General features: G+C 46.4%; 15 protein-coding genes. 4 read left to right on the top strand and 11 right to left on the bottom strand.

The window, feature by feature from the left end:
* Window positions 1–78 precede the first annotated feature (78 nt).
* The 4 genes from NO559_RS00920 to NO559_RS00905 all read right to left on the bottom strand — a co-directional run bounded on the left by NO559_RS00920 (window position 79) and on the right by NO559_RS00905 (window position 5287).
* Window positions 79–1347, bottom strand: coding sequence for a CaiB/BaiF CoA-transferase family protein (locus tag NO559_RS00920; RefSeq protein WP_258329882.1), 1269 nt, complete (start codon window positions 1345–1347; stop codon window positions 79–81).
* Between the two features lie 83 nt (window positions 1348–1430).
* The gene (locus NO559_RS00915) at window positions 1431–2390 is read right to left on the bottom strand and encodes a CoA ester lyase (protein ID WP_258329881.1); all 960 of its coding nucleotides are present in this window, start codon (window positions 2388–2390) and stop codon (window positions 1431–1433) included.
* A 506-nt stretch (window positions 2391–2896) separates the two neighbouring features.
* A complete protein-coding gene (locus NO559_RS00910; RefSeq protein WP_258329880.1) occupies window positions 2897–4309 on the bottom strand; it encodes a deoxyribodipyrimidine photo-lyase in 1413 nt (470 codons plus the stop codon).
* Between the two features lie 18 nt (window positions 4310–4327).
* Window positions 4328–5287, bottom strand: a complete 960-nt coding sequence (locus NO559_RS00905; RefSeq protein ID WP_258329879.1) for a DUF523 and DUF1722 domain-containing protein — start codon at window positions 5285–5287, stop codon at window positions 4328–4330.
* 303 nt (window positions 5288–5590) lie between these two features.
* On the opposite strand from NO559_RS00905, the gene NO559_RS00900 reads away from it, so the two are divergent.
* On the top strand, window positions 5591–9877 hold the full coding sequence (locus tag NO559_RS00900) for a diguanylate cyclase domain-containing protein (protein ID WP_258329878.1): 4287 nt from the start codon (window positions 5591–5593) through the stop codon (window positions 9875–9877).
* 5 nt (window positions 9878–9882) lie between these two features.
* Here NO559_RS00900 and NO559_RS00895 read toward each other — a convergent pair whose 3' ends face one another.
* The gene (locus NO559_RS00895; protein WP_258329877.1) at window positions 9883–11271 is read right to left on the bottom strand and encodes a substrate-binding domain-containing protein; all 1389 of its coding nucleotides are present in this window, start codon (window positions 11269–11271) and stop codon (window positions 9883–9885) included.
* 209 nt (window positions 11272–11480) lie between these two features.
* On the opposite strand from NO559_RS00895, the gene NO559_RS00890 reads away from it, so the two are divergent.
* Window positions 11481–11987 carry an MgtC/SapB family protein gene (locus NO559_RS00890; protein WP_309149046.1) on the top strand — a complete coding sequence of 169 codons (507 nt, stop codon included), beginning with the start codon at window positions 11481–11483 and terminating at the stop codon, window positions 11985–11987.
* 138 nt (window positions 11988–12125) lie between these two features.
* Window positions 12126–12587, top strand: coding sequence for a cytochrome c (locus NO559_RS00885; protein WP_258329876.1), 462 nt, complete (start codon window positions 12126–12128; stop codon window positions 12585–12587).
* A gap of 36 nt (window positions 12588–12623) precedes the next feature.
* Here NO559_RS00885 and NO559_RS00880 read toward each other — a convergent pair whose 3' ends face one another.
* The 6 genes from NO559_RS00880 to NO559_RS00855 form a co-directional block, all read right to left on the bottom strand.
* Window positions 12624–13178 (bottom strand): GIY-YIG nuclease family protein, encoded by a 555-nt coding sequence (locus NO559_RS00880; protein WP_258329875.1) that lies wholly within the window; start codon window positions 13176–13178, stop codon window positions 12624–12626.
* A 188-nt stretch (window positions 13179–13366) separates the two neighbouring features.
* Window positions 13367–13972, bottom strand: coding sequence for an ABC-type transport auxiliary lipoprotein family protein (locus tag NO559_RS00875; RefSeq protein WP_258329874.1), 606 nt, complete (start codon window positions 13970–13972; stop codon window positions 13367–13369).
* Window positions 13959–14858 (bottom strand): MlaD family protein, encoded by a 900-nt coding sequence (locus NO559_RS00870; RefSeq protein WP_258329873.1) that lies wholly within the window; start codon window positions 14856–14858, stop codon window positions 13959–13961. Before NO559_RS00870 ends, NO559_RS00875 begins: the two co-directional genes overlap by 14 nt.
* 32 nt (window positions 14859–14890) lie before the next feature.
* Window positions 14891–15664 (bottom strand): ABC transporter ATP-binding protein, encoded by a 774-nt coding sequence (locus tag NO559_RS00865; protein ID WP_258329872.1) that lies wholly within the window; start codon window positions 15662–15664, stop codon window positions 14891–14893.
* Window positions 15665–15670: 6 nt separating this feature from the next.
* Window positions 15671–16837, bottom strand: a complete 1167-nt coding sequence (locus NO559_RS00860) for an ABC transporter permease (protein ID WP_258329871.1) — start codon at window positions 16835–16837, stop codon at window positions 15671–15673.
* A gap of 80 nt (window positions 16838–16917) precedes the next feature.
* On the bottom strand, window positions 16918–17856 hold the full coding sequence (locus NO559_RS00855; protein WP_258329870.1) for a LysR family transcriptional regulator: 939 nt from the start codon (window positions 17854–17856) through the stop codon (window positions 16918–16920).
* Between the two features lie 181 nt (window positions 17857–18037).
* Here NO559_RS00855 and NO559_RS00850 point away from each other — a divergent pair, with 181 nt between their 5' ends.
* Entirely contained in the window at window positions 18038–19282 is a 1245-nt protein-coding gene (locus NO559_RS00850; RefSeq protein WP_258329869.1) for an efflux RND transporter periplasmic adaptor subunit, read from the top strand.
* The last annotated feature ends 1 nt before the right edge of the window (window position 19283 follow it).

Here is a 19283-nt window from a genome sequence, read left to right as displayed (position 1 = left end):
ATGATTTTCTGAAACTAGAAACTAGAAACTAGAAACTAGAAACTAGAAACTAGAAACTAGAAACTAGAAACTAGAAATTCAAATCGCCCCCATCGCTTTCAGTTCGCTAATCTGCCCCTCGTTGTAACCCAATAACTCTTTATAAACCGTGTCATTAGCCGAGCCATGAGGTAGGCCGGGAAAACGTATACGGGTAGGTTGGCCGGTTAGGCGAAACGGTACATTGGGGAATTTTAATGCTATACCGGTAGCGGGATCTTCTAGGGTAATAAAAGATTCACGCTGTTGCATATGCTCATCCACATCTATATCCCTCATTGCCATAATAGGGCCGGCGGTAATATTTTCGCGGCGGCATATTTCTAGGGCTTCGGCTTTGGTGTGGTTTTTTAGCCAGTCTTGAATAATGCCATTAAGTGCTTTGCGGTTGGCGGGCTCTATGCGCTCGTTATTGGTGAGGAAACGCGGGTCTTTAATTAAATTGTCATGGCCCATAACCTGGGCTAATTTCTCCCAAGGTTTTTGTGAGGAACAGGATAGCGCTATCCACTTGCCATCTTTGGTTTGGTAGTTATTGCGTGGCGAGGCGGCACGTAACTCGTTGCCTATGGGTTCAGGGTTTTCGCCAGTTAGTTTGTAATGTAAAAACTCGCCGCCCAAATAGCCCAGCAAGGGTTCGTACAAGGAAATATCAATCAACTGCCCGCCTTTAACACCACGCTCTTGATTGGCCAATGCCAAGCTCACAGCAAAGGCTAAATGTACGCCGGTGGTTAAATCCGCTAGCGCATTAGGTGGGCTAGTGGGGCCGCTTTCGGCGTGGCCGTTTAAATAGGTAAAGCCGCTATAGGCTTCGGCTAAGGTGCCAAAGCCGGGTTGTTCGGCGTTGGGGCCGCTGGTTCCGTAGCCAGATACTTTAGCGATGATTAGCCCAGGATTTACTGCTAACAATTCCTGCTGGGTTAAGCCTAGGCGCTCCATTACCCCTACACGCATATTTTCTATGAGCACGTCGGATTGCTTAACCAAATCTAAAAATAGCGCCTTGCCGTGTTCGTTTTTTAAGTTCACGGTTACCGGCAATTTGTTGCGTCCGATTACGGCGTAATAGGGCTCTATGCCGTTTTCTTTAATGGTGCCCCAACTGCGTAGGCCATCGGGGGCTTTGGGGTTTTCAATTTTTAATACTTCGGCACCGGCATCGCCTAACAGTGCGGCAGCGTAGGGGGCTGCAATCACGGTAGACATATCCAGTACCCGTTTGCCTTGTAGGGGTAAGCCTTCAAAGCAATTCGATAAGCGCTGGGAGGCGATAAAGGCATCCAGCTCTGTTTTGGAACGACACATGGTGTATCTCCCTTTGTTGTGTGTGACAAAGTGCGGGGGGCAAGCTTTGTCACTTATTATTTGGGCGAGTACGCTACTGCGTGTTAGCGATTAGCTATTTGCTGGTGCTGTGCCACCACCACTTCGGCCTGGCGTATGGAGGCGGCATCGATTAAGCGACCATCCAGGGTGACGGCACCTTTGCCCTCACGAGCGGCTTCTTCCATCATTTCTAAAATGCGGGTGGCGCGGGTTAGCTCGGCGTCGCTGGGGGTATAGATTTCGTTAGCTAATTCGATTTGTGAGGGGTGTATAGCCCATTTGCCTTCTACCCCTAGGGCGGCTGCGGCATGGGCGGCGGCTCTAAAGGCATCGGGGTCGTCTATAGCGCCAAAGGGGCCATCTATGGGGCGCAAGCCATTGGCACGGCAGGCCACTACCATGCGTGAAATAGCGTAGTGCCAAGGATCGCCCCAAAAGTATTGGCGGTTGGGGTCGTTGGGCTCGCCCGAGAGCACTTGGTAGTTAGCATTGGCACCGCCTATTTGGGTGGTGCGGGCGCGTATAGAAGCGGCGTAATCGGCTACGCCAAATACCATGGCTTCCATGCGCTGTGGGCAGGCGGCGGCGATTTCGTCCACGTTGTACATGCCTTGGGCGGTTTCTATTAGCACATGGATGTTGACCTGTTGGTAGCCCATGGCGGCTTCTATTTGTTCCATCAGGGTGGCTACTAGGTGCACATCGGCGGCTGAGCCTACCTTGGGGATTAAAATGGTATCTAGCTTGTCACCGGCCTGTTCCATTACGTCTACTAGGTCGCGGTACATGTAGTGAGTGTCCAGGCCGTTTATGCGTACCGATACGGCGCATTTTGACCAGTCGTAATTATTGAGGGCGTTAATGACGTTAATGCGAGCCTGCTCTTTGTCGTCGGGGGCCACGGCATCCTCTAAATCGAGAAATACCACATCGGCACCGGAGCTAGGTGCTTTTTCCAGCATGCGTAGGTTACTACCCGGTACGGCAAGTTCACTGCGGTGTAATCTATTTTTAACAGCCATGTAGTTGTCCTTAATTCTTTTTTAATTGTTATGGATGGCCCAGCCAGAGTTTGGTGGGCTGATCTTTTTTTATACTGCCTGATTTAAGCTGAACCGACTCTAGCAGAAAAAAGCAGGGCTATTGTCCCCAGCAAAAAACAACGGGTTTATATTGCGTTTTATTGATTCCCCGAAAATACAGTGCAGCAGATATTACACAGCATTATAATTTATGCAAATGTTCGTTATTTATTATATGAATAGTGATTGTTGCCATGCTTTGGTTGAAAATTAACCGAAAAATACAACAAAAGGGCTATTGCGACCTAGGTGCAGGGAGTTTTTTGTGGGCGTAAGCAGTAAAAAGTCACACTATTAATAGCTGTTTGGAAACAGTAGGGCTGAAATCATGATAAAAAAAGACTGCAAAAATGGTTGTTTTTGTGACTTTTTAAGGGAAACGTGCAGTTTCCCATGTTTAGGTTTGCTTGTTTTTTGAGCAGAAAAGGGGGGGCTTAAAGCTGGCTTTAGGGCAGGGCTTTTAGGCTAGCCAAGGCTCTTTCGCGGGAAAGCTTTAAATCGACTATAGGTTGAGGGTAATTTTCACCGAGTTTTACCCCGGCCTGTTGTTGTATCTCTAAGGGAGCCTGCCAGGGTTTGTGCAGGTATTTATTGGGTAGCGCGGCTAGTTCGGGTACAAAGCGGCGGGTGTAGCTGCCGTCGCCATCAAATTTTTCACCCTGTGTCACCGGGTTAAAAATACGAAAGTAGGGGGCCGCATCGGCACCGCAGCCTGCTACCCATTGCCAACTGGCACTGTTATTGGCTAGGTCGGCATCCACCAAGGTTTGCCAAAACCATTGTTCGCCATGACGCCAGTCTATCAGCAGATTTTTAACCAAAAATGAGCCCACCAGCATGCGCACGCGGTTGTGCATATAGCCGGTTTGCCATAGCTCGCGCATGCCGGCATCAATAATGGGGTAGCCGGTTTGGCCCTGTTGCCAAGCTTTAAGTAATTGGCTGTCATGCTGCCAGGCAAAATGGTCAAATTTGCTTTGCCAGTTGCGCTGCGGTAATTCGGGGAAGTGATAAAGCAGGCCATAGGAAAAATCGCGCCAGGCCAGCTCATTGTGAAAATGGGCTATGTCTTCGTTGTCCCCCGCTAATTGGCTGTAATGCCAGGCTTGTTGTGGCGAGATTTCGCCCCAGTGCAAATGCGGCGATAGCCGTGACACATGCGCTTGGGCGGGGAAGTTTCTACCCTCTTTATAGCCGTCCAAACCCTGAGTAATAAATTGCTGCAGAGTTTTTTGTGCGGCGGCCTCACCTATATGCCAATGTTTGAGCAGCTCTTGATGCCAGCTGTGGGCGGGCAATAAATTGAGTTGCTGAATGCTGATGGCGTTGTATTTACCTTTAGCCAGCTTGAGTGCTTTGGGCGCTGCTAGGGGCTGACGTATAGTGGGGCCGTTTAGGCGGGCATTTTTGTAAAAGGGCGTAAACACTTTGTAGGGGGTGGCATCGGCTTTTAGCACCTGCCATGGCTCCCATAATAATGAGCCGTTAAAACTGTGGCAGGCTATGTCCGCAGCTTGTAACGATTGTTTAATGGCTTGGTCGCGGCCTATGCGCCAGGGTTCGTAGCAGCGGTTCCAACATACGGCTGTTACCTTATGTTGATCACAGAGTTGCTTGAGAATGGTTTTGGCATCACCGCGATATACCCGCAACTGCCCTTGCAGGCTGTGGTTGAGTGCGTTGAGGCTGTGGTGCAGCCAGCAGCGGCCAGCCCCTGCTATGCGCTGGGCAGCTGCGTTTTCATCATCGAGTATGTATATAGGCAGCACCTGGCCAAGTTGCGCGGCGTGAACAAGTGCAGGGTTGTCGGCTAGGCGTAAATCCTGCCTGAACCAATGGATGATTAGAGCTTGTGGCATTGAATATCCAGTATTTTTTTATAAGTGGTTGGCCAGGCACAGGGCCTCGGGGTAGGGCTCAAAGTAGCGCTGGCTTTTTATATAGTCAGTACCATATTGCTCTATGTAATGTTTGAGCAGGGTAATGGGGGTGCTAAGCGGCAGCTGATTTTGGCGGTACTTGTGTATGACTTCAGCAATATTTTGCCTGGCCTCTGAGGGAACCGTCTTTTTTAAATAACCCAGTATATGTAATAAGGTGTTGCTGTGATTTTTGTGGCTGGCCGGCTTGCTGAGTGCCTGCATAAACAGCTTAAGGTATTGCTGGCTGAGCGCGTTGATTTCGCTTTCTTGAGCGTTGGATAGTATGCGTCCTAACTCTCGGTATAGCTCTTGGTTGTGGGCCATGAGTATATATTTGTAGCGGCTGTGAAACTGGATTAGGGCGTGATGGTCGGGGGCTGACAGTACCTCTTGCTTAAAATAATGATGGGCGTATACCCGTAAAATAAAATTTTCTTTTAAGTGGGGGTCATGCAAGCGGCCCTCTTCTTCTACCGGTAGTAGGGGGTAGCGTTTGATCAGGGCGGCAGTAAACAGGCCTTGGCCACGCTGCTTATGAGGGTAGCCATTTGCTTGATAGATTTTGATGCGCTCTAGGCCGCAACTGGGGGAGTTCTTCATCAAGATATAGCCATCAAAATCTTTAAATTGCGCTAACTTATCGCTAAACCCCTGGTTGAGCTGCTGGGTGAGGTCTTGCTGACTATCGTCACTAAATTGCAGCCGTGGATTGGCTGGGTCACCGGTGAGCCGCATGGTGGGTCTGGGCGTACCAAAGCCCGCTGCGACTTCGGGGCAAAAAGTTTTGAATTCAAAATACTGAGCCAGGGTGTGCAAACATAATTTAGATTGGCTGTGGCCGCCGTTATAGCGCACCTCTTGCCCGGCTAGGCATGCGCTTAGGCCGACCTGAATAGTGGTACTGATATCGCTCATGGTTTGCACCCGGTTGATGTTTAAGCGGTTAACAAAGCTTGCCTTGCCACAGTGTTTATTGCAATCAGAGTTTGAGGCTACTGCAGTAGCCACAGGCTAAGGCTAGTCAATAGCGCTATAGGCGGCGAGTTGTGGTCGCTATGAGATATTTTAATAACATACTTGAGTATTTTGACGCGTTTATATTCCGATTCTTTGCGGGTTAGGGGCTGCAGGGTGGTTTTATACTGCTACACTGAGAATTATCCCGTACGGGAAAGTAGCCCTTAGCGCCACATTGTTTAGTTTTAGAGTCGCCATTTTATGAAAGTATCTAGCTCCGTCATTGTAGAGAGTGATCAATTTTTTAGTGAGTTTGGAGCCAAAATTCAAGCTTTTCGCAAAGCTAAAAAACTGACCCAGGCCGAAGTGTCGCAGCTTTGTGGTGTGGGGACGCGATTTTTATCTGAGCTGGAAAACGGTAAGTCCACCGTAGAGATGGGCAAGGTGTTACAAGTCATACATGCCCTAGACCTAGAGTTTAATCTTTCTGATAGCCCCAAGCGCAAGCAGCAGCAACGAGAAAAGCAGCAATCCGAAGTGCTCAAACGCTTAAGCCAACACCCTGATATTAAATCTGGCAATACTCAGCAAGGTATACCTTTAATCACCGAAGCTTTAGCAGAAGTGTTAGCTACTGAGCACAATGGTGTGTGGTTTTTTAACCAAGAAAAGGATCTGTTGATTGCACAAGATGAATATAACTTGAGTAAGAATAAGCACGATCTTGAAGATAACTATCGCAAGCAAGATTATCCCGATTTTTTTGATGAATTATTAAGATCCAGGGTATTAGTTGAACAAGGTGATACCAATATTCAGTTAGATAAACACGAGTTTGCGGAGGAAATAAGGCGTTATGGTATTACCTCCACCCTAGACAGCCCTATTACTTTAGATGGCGAGATCATTGGTTTGGTAAGTAGCGAGCACTGCAAGGTTTCCCATACCTGGTCTAGCGATGAAATCACTTTTCATAGCCATGTTGCTGGCATTATTACAGAGCTGCTAAGAAATGAGCGCTATAGACAGTTAACCGAAGATTTTGAACTACAAAAACAAAGAGATAAGCAGCAGCAAAGCTTGATTATGCAGTTGGTGAATCAAGCGTCATTTAGGCAGGGCTATTATGCTGAAGCCTTGCAGCATTTAATGGCTGCTGTGGCTGACTATTTTAATGTCGATACAGTTAGCTATTGGGTTAAAGAGCAGGGTGACAATAATTTTTCTCTTTATTCACATTACGCCATTAAAGAACAGCGTTATATAGCTGTTGATCAAGTTGATGTAAATAGCGTATTGGCCTTAAGGCATGCTAGTGAATTGATTACTAGGCATTCAGGATCAGGTTCTGAAAACCCTAAGCATGTATGCCAAAGTATTTTTAAAAATAGCAAAGATAATACTATTTGTTCGGTGCTAGAGACCGGTGTATACGTGGCTGGAGATATCGTGGCAGTTATTGCCTTAGCCAAGCAAGACAGTGCATATTGTTGGCACCCTTATGAAGAGAGCTTTATAACCGAAATTTCTAACCAACTGTCACAGCTTATTATCAATGTAAAACTTAAAGAGAACGAGCGTAGAGCTAATGAAAAACTCATTTACGCAAGTAATTTACAAAGGGTTGTTAGTGATCTTTCTATAGATTCAAGAATAGTCGATGCATCAAAATTTGATGAGGCTGTTCGCTATATCAATGAGGTGGTGGCTACAGCATTGTCACTAGAGGGCTGTGGGGTTTGGTTGATAGGCGATAAGTCCGAAATTCTACACAATGTTGATTATTATCAGCGTAGCGAAAATAGGCACTATATTGATGATAGTTATAGTCGTGAACAATACCCTTGCTTTTTTGAGGCTATAGAAAAAGAAAAAACTGTAGCGGCTGATGATGCCAGAAATGATAAAAGAACCTTTGAGTTTTTAGAAAAAGAGCAGCTGGTTTATGGTATTAGCTCTTCTATGGATAGCGCTATAAGGCTACAGGGTAAAACCGCTGGCATTTTAAACGTTGAGCATTATGGCGAAATTAGACACTGGACAGTTGATGAAATCGCCTTTCATGGGGCGGTGGCAGATATTATCGGTTTTATGCTGGTCAATAGGGATTATAGGCAGCGAGAGTTAGAAGAACGGCAACGGCTAGAGCAAGAGGCTAAGCGTATTAGTCGATTGCAAATGCAAAATACGATTATTACTGATATTGCTGTTAGTAAAACATTGGCAGATGGAGACGTTAGTGAAGTGATAAAGGCCGTTTGTGAAAAAGCTGTGTCGGTGCTGCAGTGTCAAAGGTCTGAGATTTGGTGGCTTGCTGAAAATGACGATGACGTCATAAATATTGCACAGGGTTATGATGTTGAAAGACAATATTATGATACTGATAGAAGTTATTGCCTAAAGGATTCGCAAGGTTATTATGATCTTCTCACTTCTGGCAGACAGATAGTATTTGATAATTCAGATAGACATGCGAAAGACAAAAAATACTTTTCCGAAATACTAGAGGATAAATCTGTATTGGCGGGAATAGATGTGGCTATAAGGGTGAGGGGGGAGACGGTAGGCTTGTTATCAGTAGAGCACTGTAAAACTGATCGTATATGGCAAGAGGATGAAATAGCCTTCGTGTTTAGTTTAAGTGATCAAATAACCCAAGCTTTAATGAATAAAGAAAGTATAGAAGAAGATGCAAAAATACAGCAGAGTAGGGAAAGGTTAAGTAAAAACCAGGAGGTTATTGTTAAGCTGGCAACTCACGAAGATGTTATCAATGGTAATTTACAAAATGTTGCGGATTTGATTACTAGGCAGGCTGCAATACAGCTCAATATTTACAATACCGGGATCTGGATGTTCGATTATGAGGCGAAAAGAGCATGGCTGTTGAGCTCGTATGTTTTAGAAGGCGACTACTACGAAGAAGATTTACAGCAGTTTTCTCACGGTGCTGATTTTAATGATGAGTTTTATACAGAGTTAAGGCGCAGGCGTACAGTGGCAATTGAGGATACGCTTAATGATCCACTGGCTAAATCATTTTCAGAACTTTTTTATATACCAGAGAATATATCCTCTAGTCTGGAAAGCGCAATACGTGTGCAGGGTAAAATGGTAGGGGCGATTAATTTGGACCATCGAGGTGATACTAGGCAATGGACCAATGAAGAAATAGCTATGTGTGGCGGTTTAGCCGATGTTATGGCTCATGCCATAATGAATAACGAAAGAAAAAACAGTCAGCAACGTTATAAGGAACTGGCAGAAAAAAGAGAGGAGATGGATGCGATTATCAATGGCAGCCGCTTTGTGGTTGTTGAGTGGGGGGAGGGGGATAATTCGCCAATAGATTTTGTATCCGATAATATTTGTCAGTTTGGCTACCTGCCTGAAGATTTTTATGAAGATAAGAATCTCTATCGTAAAATAATTAACCCTGAAGATTATCAGTATAACCTTGATATTATTAATAGTGTTGAAGAGCTGCGCGGTGATGATGAGTATACGATTGAGTATCGCATTATCACTAAAACTGGGGAGTGGCGCTGGATAGAGGAGCGTACCAAAATATACCGCGATACGCAGGGTGAGGTTAGCCACTATCATGGGGTGTTATGTGATATTACTGAGCGCAAAGAAAGCGCTCATAAACTATTGATGCTATCCAATGCAGTAGAGCATAGCGCTAGTGGTGTTTTTATAGTCGATAATAAAATGTTGGTGGAGTATGTAAATCCTACCCTAACCAATATGACTGGCTATGCAGAGCAGGAGTTATTAGGCACAGAGATATATAAAATAAAAGTCACGGATAGAACGCTAGCTAATTTAAGCCTGATGTTTGAGGCCGTTGAACAGCAGCAAAGCTGGCATGGTGAATTAGAAATCTGCTCTAAGAGTGGTGATAAAGTATGGGGGCTTATCTCTATGTCGCCTATACGCGATGATATGGGTAAGCTAACTCATTATGTGGCCGTGTGTGAGGATATTACCGAACATAAAAATCACCAGTCACAAATGGAACAACTAGCTTACTATGATACCTTAACCGGGCTGGAAAATAGGCGATTGTTTAAAGACAATCTTACCCATCTATTAGTCAGCTCTATAGAAAATAACAATAGCTTTGCATTATTATTTTTGGATTTGGATCGTTTTAAAATGATTAATGATACTTTGGGTCATGATGCTGGCGATCAATTATTGGTGAACGTATCAGAGCGCTTATTATCCTGTATAGGGGCTGATGATAGTGTGGCTAGGCTGGGTGGCGATGAATTCACCATTATATTAGGAAATACTCAAGCTAAAGAAGAGGGCAGTGTGGCTGCTGTAGCTACTCGCATCATCGAGCAGCTATCTAAACCTATGGTACTAAGCGGCGAAGAGGTGGCCGTTACTGTGAGCATAGGTATTACTCAGTATCCTGGCGGTGGCAAGGATGTATCCGAGTTGATGAAAAACGCTGATATCGCCATGTATAAAGCCAAAAGCCTAGGCCGTAATACTTTTCAATTTTATAATCCCGATTTAAAGCCGCAGGCCTAATTGTATTAAGGTAAAGCGTTGGGGATGCTGATATGCGTCAGCTGCTGCCCGCTAGGGGATTTTTCAACCCATATCTCTACCCTAGAGTTTTTTAACTTGGCTGCCTGGCTATCTGCCGAGGCCACTGGCATAAATGAGCCTAGGCTCAAGCTTTTGCTTATGGCTATTTGTTGCTTAATAAGCTTGGCCTGCACAGCTAGGGCTCGGAAGTGGGCAATAAGTAGGTCGTGTTTTTTCTTCTTGTGGCTGTCACTAAAACCCACTAAATATACATTGCGGCCAGTATATTCTGGCTTGCTTAAAAATTGGCTGACTCGCTCTATATCTTTTAAGGCCTTGTTGTCTAGTTTGCTGCTGCCATTATTAAATCGAAAGTTGATAGACAGGCGCAGCGCTTTATCAGCCAGCTGCATATAGCTGCTAGGCGCATTTTGGTACTGGGGTTGCTGCACAGCAATAATGTTTTGAGTGATAAAGCCTACTTGTTCCACTAAATTTTGCCCTGCCTCAGCCAGGCAGAAATCGACATAGCCTTGTACCCAGACTTTACTGTTCAAATCTTTGCTTTTTAAACTGTTCTGAGGTTGATAGAAGTACAGCCGACGAGATAGCGGGTAATCTTCTGTGGCTACAGTCAGGCGTTGTGGCAGCAATGCAAGGGTATTTTTATCGGAAATAGCGACTAATTTACTGTTGCGCACCGAGGCCAAGCCGGTAAAACCTATAGCGCCAGGATCATTGGCGACTTGATCCGATAGCTCATCGTTGGACTCGAAACGTAGCGCTGATGTTGCTAACTTATGTTGCTTGCCTAGCACTAAATTTTTAAAAGTGTCCCAAGTGCCAGACTGTTCATCTCTGGCATAGAGTGAAATCGCTAGATTGGCCCCGCCCAACTCTTGCCAGTTGCTGATAACACCAGAAAAAATATCAGCCACCTGCTGCACTGACAGTTTAGCTATAGGGTTATTGGGGTTAACCAGTATAGCTAAGCCATCGATGGCAACAGTATGCTCAGCCTGCGCTGCACGCAAGTCACCCAATGCCGCTAAGTCTAATAGCTCCTTAGCTTTGATGGGGCGAGATGACATGGCTAAATCGGCGCTAGCTGTTTGCAGCGCCTTAAAGCCGGTGCTAGAACCATGAGCGGCAATAAAAATTCCCTGTTGTTGCCCCGCGGGGTTATAGCCCATTACGACTTTTTCATTTTCTACTGGGGTATTGTTAATGTTTACTTGTTTAAAGCCTTTTGTTTTTAAATATTCTGCAGCACACAGAGGGGCCAGGTGTGCGCCTAGCGTATTTGAACCTGAAATTTTAAATAAGTAATCGCCGTTGGCCAGGCTGTAGGGGGCTAATACTATGGCTGTTGCCAATAAAACAGCTTTAAACATGGTTGGCTCCTGCAAAATCACAGCATAAGCCTATAGCCAATAGATGACATAAAGATGACAGCTTTGTCATTAAACGCTATGCAGTAGTGAGTAATTAACATGGTCGGCTCAAAAATATGAAGCTATAGTTTATAGGTAGTAAGATTTTTTCTGCGCTTCTTTCACCGCTATAGAATCGTTATTGCCATAATGACTTCGAGGACTAAATTGTGGACCTGCATGCTTTGCTAGCTATTGAACCCTTAAGTTGGAACAAGGTTGCAACGGCATTATTTTGTGGCTCATTAATTGGTTTAGAGCGGCAATTACGGGGCAAGCCCGTGGGTATGCGCACCTCCTCATTGATTGTATTGGGCACTTACTTATTTGTTGCGCTATCTATGCTGGTAGTTAATGACGTGGCTGATCCAGCCAGGGTGATAGGGCAGGTTGTTACCGGCATAGGTTTTTTGGGGGCGGGTGTGATGCTGGCCAAGGAGGGCTTGGTAGTGGGAGTGACTTCGGCGGCAACAATATGGGTATTAGCTGCTATAGGCGTATGTATTACGGTGGCGGGCGAATATATTGCCATCAAAATGTCTGTAGTTGTGGTGATTATCCTCTATGGCATTGATACTTTTGAGGACATGTCGTCTTCTTTTAGTAGTAGTTTGCTCAAAAAGTATCGTAACTGGCGGCTTAAGGGCCGCGAAAAACGTTGGGATGAAGCTGATTAATTATCATCAGCTGCTGGCTAAAAGTTGATCTAAAGCAAGTTCTATTCGATTTACCACACTAGTCTATTGTAATCAGCTGTTATGCAATCAATAGTGTTATTACTACTGTTGGGCGGCTATGAAATAGAGGGAGTTATCATGAGATATTTATATTTAATGTTGGTTTTGTTGGCAGTGCAGCTGCTACAAGGCTGTGGCGACCCCACCAAATCGGGTAGAGGTTTTACCTTGCCTGAAGGGGATGTGGAAAAAGGACAGGCGGCTTTTTTAGAATTGCACTGCAATAGCTGCCATGCCGTTGTTGGCAGAGCAGATATCCCGCATGTCGAAGATGCTGCCATCACGGTTAAGCTGGGTGGCAAGGTGCGTATTATTCAAAACTATGGCCAGTTGGTAACGTCCATCATCAACCCCTCCCACCGCTTGGCCAAAGGTTACCCGCAAGCGATGGTGCAAACCGAGGGGCAGTCGTTAATGCCAAATTATAATAGCGTAATGACGGTACAGCAGTTAACGGATTTGGTGGCTTTTTTACAGGCCCAATATGAAATGGACCCGGTAATACAAACCCGCTACCCGCGTTATCACTACCCTAAATAACTTACTATAGGCGAGTGCGCCGCGGTTCTACAGAGCTTAGCGGCGCTTAGCTGGGCCAGCAGCGCGGGCATCTAGCCTAGCCATTATGGCTTTCATCTCCTCAGCCTCGGCAGCAATTTTTCTATATTGCTGCTCTTGTCTGTCGGCTTTTTCTTTTTCTATGGCTTCGCGTATTTTTTTCTCTTTACTGCTAGAGCCGGTGCGACCATTGGCGATTTTAGGCTTGGCGGTAATTGAGCTGCTTGCACTGCGGCTGGTCTTAGGCTTGGGCTTGCTAGCGCTGTTGCTTGTTTTACTGCTAACGGCTTTTACTATGGCGGCTGATGTTTTCATACCTTGCAGGTTGATAGCATCTAGCTCGGCCATAGTCTCGCTGAGTAACTCCCTAGCCTCTTCCATATCATAGGCAAAGCCGCATTCATTAATACTAAAGTTTTCTACGCCATGCTCGCGCATATCGCGGTACAGTGGTGCATCTATCGCTTTGTTGTGGGCGGCTACGTATTGCTTCCAGCGTTCATAGGCGCACTCCTTAGTTGTGCCTACATAAACTTGCTGAGTGATGTTGTTAGTAATAGTAAAAATAATCAATGCAAACCCCGAATGACTATTGAGAGACTTTATAAAGGGCGCGCATTATAGGGAAAATATGACTAAAGGTAAGAGTTGAAATTCATTATTTTTTAGCTTAGCCGGTTAGGCTTTCTAAGCGAGTGCCAGCGCTTGCCGGCAAACAATTGCAGTGATGCGGTTGTGCGTGTGCTTATTGCACAAACTGGCTACTGACTAGACAGTTGTTGATTTAAGCGCTGACATAATTGTTGAAAACCAAGCTGATAGCTGTTGCTCAAGGCCACTGATATGCTATGGGTATTCATGCTCGTGAGTGCTACCTGCTCGTTAACAGCAATGCTGTGCTGCGATTTTTTTTCGGGCTGGTATAGATTACATGACAAGGCAAAGACCGCATTATTGGCTTGCTCTTGGCTTAATAAATTTAATGAGCGCAGTTCACAGTATAACTGGGGGGTACTAGCTAGCTGTTGATGGCTGGTGATAATGCTAAAGCCGGCACTTTCTAGATCCTGTGCTAAGCGCTGCTCTAATAGTGCTTGCGTATTATTAGGCCAGCGCATATTACTAAGGTAGCGTAGCTCACCGTTGTGCTTAGAAATTTGGATCAGCCTGTCGCTATCCAAACCACTGGCCACGCGAGTTACAGCCAGCTTAATCGTAGCGCGAGTGTTGGCCTGGCAGTCACCTTGTGCCGCCAGCAAGCTGTAATGCTGGGGAGGAGCATCATTTTGTGCAGGTAGGTTAATGCAGCCTGCTAAGGTACTGGCCAAGGCTAAAGTAAGTAGTTTTTTATTGTTATTGGCGCGCAATGTCGACCTCCAATTGGGGTAGCGATTTACCGTAAATAAGCTGCTGTGGCTGGTTGCTCAAGCCGCTGGCTAGCTCGTTAATACGCTGTAAAGAAAAGGATAGCTGATCACTAATGCCAACTAACTTAGGAATTTGTTGTTCAAATAGCCGGTTAATATTGGCTTCACTGTTGCCTAAAATATGTTGTGCTGAGTCAGTTGCTGCTTGCAGGCTAGGCAATAGGGCTTGGTCTAGTTTTGCGCCAACTTGCTGATAACTGCTTAAGGTTTTTTGCAGTTGGCGGCTATTGTTGTTGAGGTTGCCTAGCAACTCGGCCATATCTTTAGAGGCGTAGGCTAAGTTAGCGGTAGCTAAATCTAACTGCTGTATGCTATTGCTGAGGTGAGCAATATTATCCGGTTTAAATAACTGATTGATATTGCTAAGCAGCTCTTTGGCGTTATTGCCGGTAGCGCTAGCGGAGTTGCCTAGTTGAGTAAATAGTGAAGGGTAGCCGGGTATGCTATCACCTATGTTGGCAAAGCTGGCATCAGTGGTGGTTTTTAAACGCAACTCTACCACTGCCAGGCCGGTAATGCCTTTGGGCTCTAATTGCGCCAATAGTTGCCGGTGGGGTAGTTGTTGCTCGCTATTAAAGCTTACATCAACATGACCCAATTGTTGTTTATTAATGGCTATACTGTTGACTCGGCCTATAGCGACACCTAAGTATCGCACCTCACTACCAACTGATAAACCACTCACGGAGCCGCGAAACACTATGTGATAAACCGCGAGCTTGTCATTTTTATCAGCAGGGCTAATCCATAGTTTAAACAGCGTCAGGCCGGCCAGTGATAGCAGTATAAAACCGCCGACTAAAATAAATTTTGCATGTCTTTCCATTGTTTAACTCTCTTACAAAAACTATCGGCTTGCTAGGCTGAGGCCAGCGCTGCGCGGCCGCGTACACCGCCAAAATATTGCTGTATCCAAGGGTGCGGATGTTTAATGATATCGTCGCGTTTACCGCTGATGGCTTTTTTGTCGACGATAACGGCAAAGCGGTCGCAGATGGTCAATAGTGAATCCATATCATGAGATATCATCACCACGGTTAAATTTAAATGTGCGCGTAAGTATAAAATTAGTGCATCAAACTCGGCTGCGCTAATGGGGTCTAGCCCGGCAGTGGGCTCATCTAAAAAAATAATTTTAGGCTCCATGGCCAAGGCTCTGGCCAGCGCGGCGCGTTTAATCATACCGCCGGATAATTCTGAAGGGTATTTATCAAAGGCCTCTTGTTTTAGCCCCACCATGCGCAATTTTAAACAGGCTATTTCCTTGATTAGCTGTTGGCTGGCGTTGCTGTGTTCTTGTATGGGGGTCATTACGTTTTCTAATACTGTCAAGCCAGAAAACAAAGCGCCAGTTTGAAACAAAACCCCCCAGCGGCTTTGGCAAAAACTGAGTTTGCCGTCTTCATCTTGGCAAATATTTTTGCCAAATAATCGCACCTCACCGGCAGTGGGGATGCGCAACCCTAGCATGCAGTTAAGCAGTACCGACTTGCCTGTGCCAGAGCCGCCCACTATGCCCAGCACCTCGTGCTCATAAACGCTGAGGTCTATGCCATCGTGTACCAGGTGGTCGCCAAAGCGATTGACTAAGCCGCTAATGCGTATCATTTCTTTAGGCTGGGTATCAGTCATAGGCTGTTACCAATTGAGTTGAGCAAAGATGACAGAAAATACCGCATCGACCATGATAATTAAAAAAATGGATTCCACCACTGCACGGGTAGTGTTGCGGCCAACGGCATCGGCTGATTTGCTAACATAAAACCCCCTATAGCAAGCGGTTAAAGCAATCACTAGGGCAAAAAAGGGCGCTTTAATCATGCCCACTAAAAAATGAGTGCTGATTTGTAAACTTAAAAAACGTTCTATTACCAGGTTAAAAGGGATATCTAACAAGCTAGTAGCTACTGCCAAGGTGCCTAGCAGGCCGGCTATGTCAGCAATAAAGCTTAGTAAGGGTACGCTAATTAGCAATGCCAGTAGCCGCGGTATTACCAGCACTTCGAAAGGGCGTATGCCCATGGTGGTCATAGCATCGACTTCTTCATTGAGCTGCATGACACCTATCTCAGCGGCAAAGGCGCTGCCTGATCGGCCCGCAATCATGATGGCGGTAAGTAATACGCCCATCTCCCGCAATACCGAAATGGCGACTAAGTCTATGGTAAAAATTTGTGCGCCAAAGCGCGAGAGCTGGTTTTGCCCTTGAAAGGCTAATACCACCGCAATTAAAAAAGCCATCATAATAACTACCGGCAAAGCATTAACGCCGGCTTCTTCTATATGCCGGGTTGTTGCTATCCAGCGCAGGCGGCTGGGCTGTTTTAGGGTGGCAAAGGATTCTGCACACAGCGTGCTAATAAATTGCAGGCGCTGGTTAAAGCTGTTGTTTAGCTTGAGTAGCAGTCGCTCAGTTTTTTTGACTAAGCGTTGGTAAAAGGAGTCACCGCTGGTGGGCAAGGCGGGCTGGGACTCTATATGCAGCACTTGTTTAATAAATTTAAAATGCTCGGCCTTAAAACCAGAGAAATCGGCAGCCATACCTTGGGCTTTTAAATTTTCTGCGGTGCGGTATAGCAGCATGGCACCACTTAAATCCAAATTGCGTAAGCCACCGCAAAAAAACGCAACGCTGTTGAGTGAGCGTTGGCTGATATTGAGTTGTGCTAGCTCTTGCTCTAGGCGGCCTACTTCGCTTAATACCCAGTCGCGCTTAAGCCCTATGTTGAGATTTTCACCATCTTGCCAGCAGCGGAAAAAATCTGTATCGCAAATCATGCGCAGCTGTTCGGGTACATCCACCATAATGACTTAGGGCTATCTTTAGTGAGGGGTATACAGATTATAGTGAATTTCCCGCAGGCTGCTGTGTTTACTTGTTGGCTTTAGGAGCATAAACAGTCTTGAACTTTCTGCATATTATGCTGCCAGTTAGCCACCATTTTATTGTGCATATGCATGCGCAGCCATTGCAGGCCTGCGTCTTTATCTTGGCGCTTATGCCAGAGCATGGAAATCGCGTGGCGGGGGATTTCTAGAGGGGCTTTGGTCACCGACAGCTCGCCGTTATCTATGTAGTTGTAGTTAAGGCCGGTAGGTAGCATGGCAATTAAATCGCTACCTATCAGTATGGGGGCGGCAGAGGCAAAATGATTAACGGTAAAGGCTACGCGACGTTTTAGCCCATACTGCTGTAGGGCTTGGTCGGTGGGGCTGTCGGTGTTGCCCGATAGCGATACCAGCAAGTGATCGGCGGCGGCAAATTCTTCTATGCTGAGGTCGGGTTTGGCTAGCGGGTGGTCTTTGCGCATGCAGCAAACCAGGCAGGAGTCGAACAGATGGCTAGAGCGTATGTTTTCCTGCATGGGGTTTTTAGCAGCCACCACCAAGTCTACTTCGGCATCATCTAATACCTGTTGGGTATTCACTATGGTGTAAGGTACCGCGTGCAGGTTGATACCTGGTGCCTGCTCTTCAAACAGGCGGCGCATTTCCAGCCAGATGGTATCTACCACTATGTCGCTTACCGCTACTCTGAAGGTGCGCTTGGCGGTTTTGGGGTCAAAGTGGCCGGGGTTAACCGCCTGATTAAGTTCGTGTAAAGGGTCTTTAATTTGCTCCCAGAGGTTTTTGGCGTAAATCGTGGGTTGAATATTACGGCCATCTTTAACAAAGAGCTCCTCTTTCCAGGCATCACGCATACGGGCTACCGCATTGGAAACAGCGGGCTGGGTCATGGACAGGCGATCGGCGGCACGGGTGATGGATTTTTCCGTCATGATGGTGTCGAAGATGACCATCAAATTCAGTTCTTGTGGACGCATAACATTACCTCAGCCTATCAATCATAAAGCTACATATCATTGCACTGTATGTGTTATTTGGCTAGTGCTAGTCTAATACATCACATTTATATATGTATTTTATATAAACTGATGATTATTAATGATGATTTTGCTGGCATAAAATGCGCCCCTCAAAAGCTATTTTTCATGGAGAAACAACATGTTAACCCCACAATACCTACGTTCATTGCTGTTAGTTGCACTTGCATCGACTGCATTGGCGGCCTGCCAATCGTCGGAGCAGCCCCATGCCGCTGCCAAGTCGGGCCCTGAGGTGAATGTTGCCGAGGTGATTAACCTGCGTATCACGGAGTGGGATGAATTTACTGGCCGCTTAGAAGCGCCACAAACCGTCGCGCTGCGTCCTCGGGTGTCGGGCTATATAGATGAGGTAGTCTTTAAAGAGGGGGCCTTGGTGCAAGAGGGTGACGTGCTGTTTTTAATCGACGACCAGCCCCTACAAGCCCAGGTAGCACGCCTAAAGGCTGATGTTGCCCACGCCGAGAGCGAGCTGGCCTTGGCCAAGCGTGAGCTGCAGCGTGCCCAGCGTTTGAAAAAGCAAAACGCCATTGCCCAAGAGGCGGTGGATAATCGTTTGGCTCACAAGCAGCAAGCCGCAGCGACCTTACAGGCCAAGCAAGCCGCCTTGGCAGAAATGCAGCTGGACTTGGATTACACCCAAGTGAAAGCGCCGATTACGGGGCGGGTATCGCGGGCCTTAATCACTAAAGGCAACTATGTTACCGAGGGGCAAAGCCTACTGACTACGGTAGTGTCTACCGAAAAAATCTACGCCTACTTTGATGCCGATGAGCAAACCTATCTCAAGTACAGCCAGCTGGCTAAAGAGGGTAGCCGCCCTAGCTCAAGGGATAGTCAATCACCGGTGTTTATGGGTTTGGTGGCCGACGAGGGCTACCCACATGCGGGTTATATAGATTTTGTTGATAACCAGGTTAATCAACAAACCGGCACCATACGTGGCCGCGCCGTATTTGAAAACCGCGATGGTGGTTTAACCCCGGGTTTATTTGCCCGCATTAAGGTGGCAGGCAGCGCCAGTTATGAAGGCATATTAATAGACGATAAAGCGGTTGCTACCGACCTTAGTCATAAGTTTGTTTGGGTGGTGAGCGACGACAACAAAGTTGAGCGCCGCGCCGTAGTACTGGGTAAAAGCCACAATGGCCTGCGTATTATTAAACAGGGCTTGGCAGCCCACGAGCGCATTATTGTCAATGGTGTACAGCGAGTGCGCCCCGGCGCCGTGGTACAGCCGCAAGCCGTTGAGATGGCCGATCAGCAATTACTCGCACAGCTGCAACAGCAGCAGCAGCGAGTTGATACGCTGCAGGCGCAAACGGCGGTTGCCGCTAGTGAATTACCCTCAGACCCAAGAAGTTAAG

The sequence above is a fragment of the Dasania sp. GY-MA-18 genome, from assembly GCF_024734385.1.
Classification (GTDB): Bacteria; Pseudomonadota; Gammaproteobacteria; order Pseudomonadales; family Dasaniaceae; genus Dasania; species Dasania phycosphaerae.
Note: the sequence above shows the minus strand (reverse complement) of the source record. Positions and strands in the feature narration are given on the sequence as shown.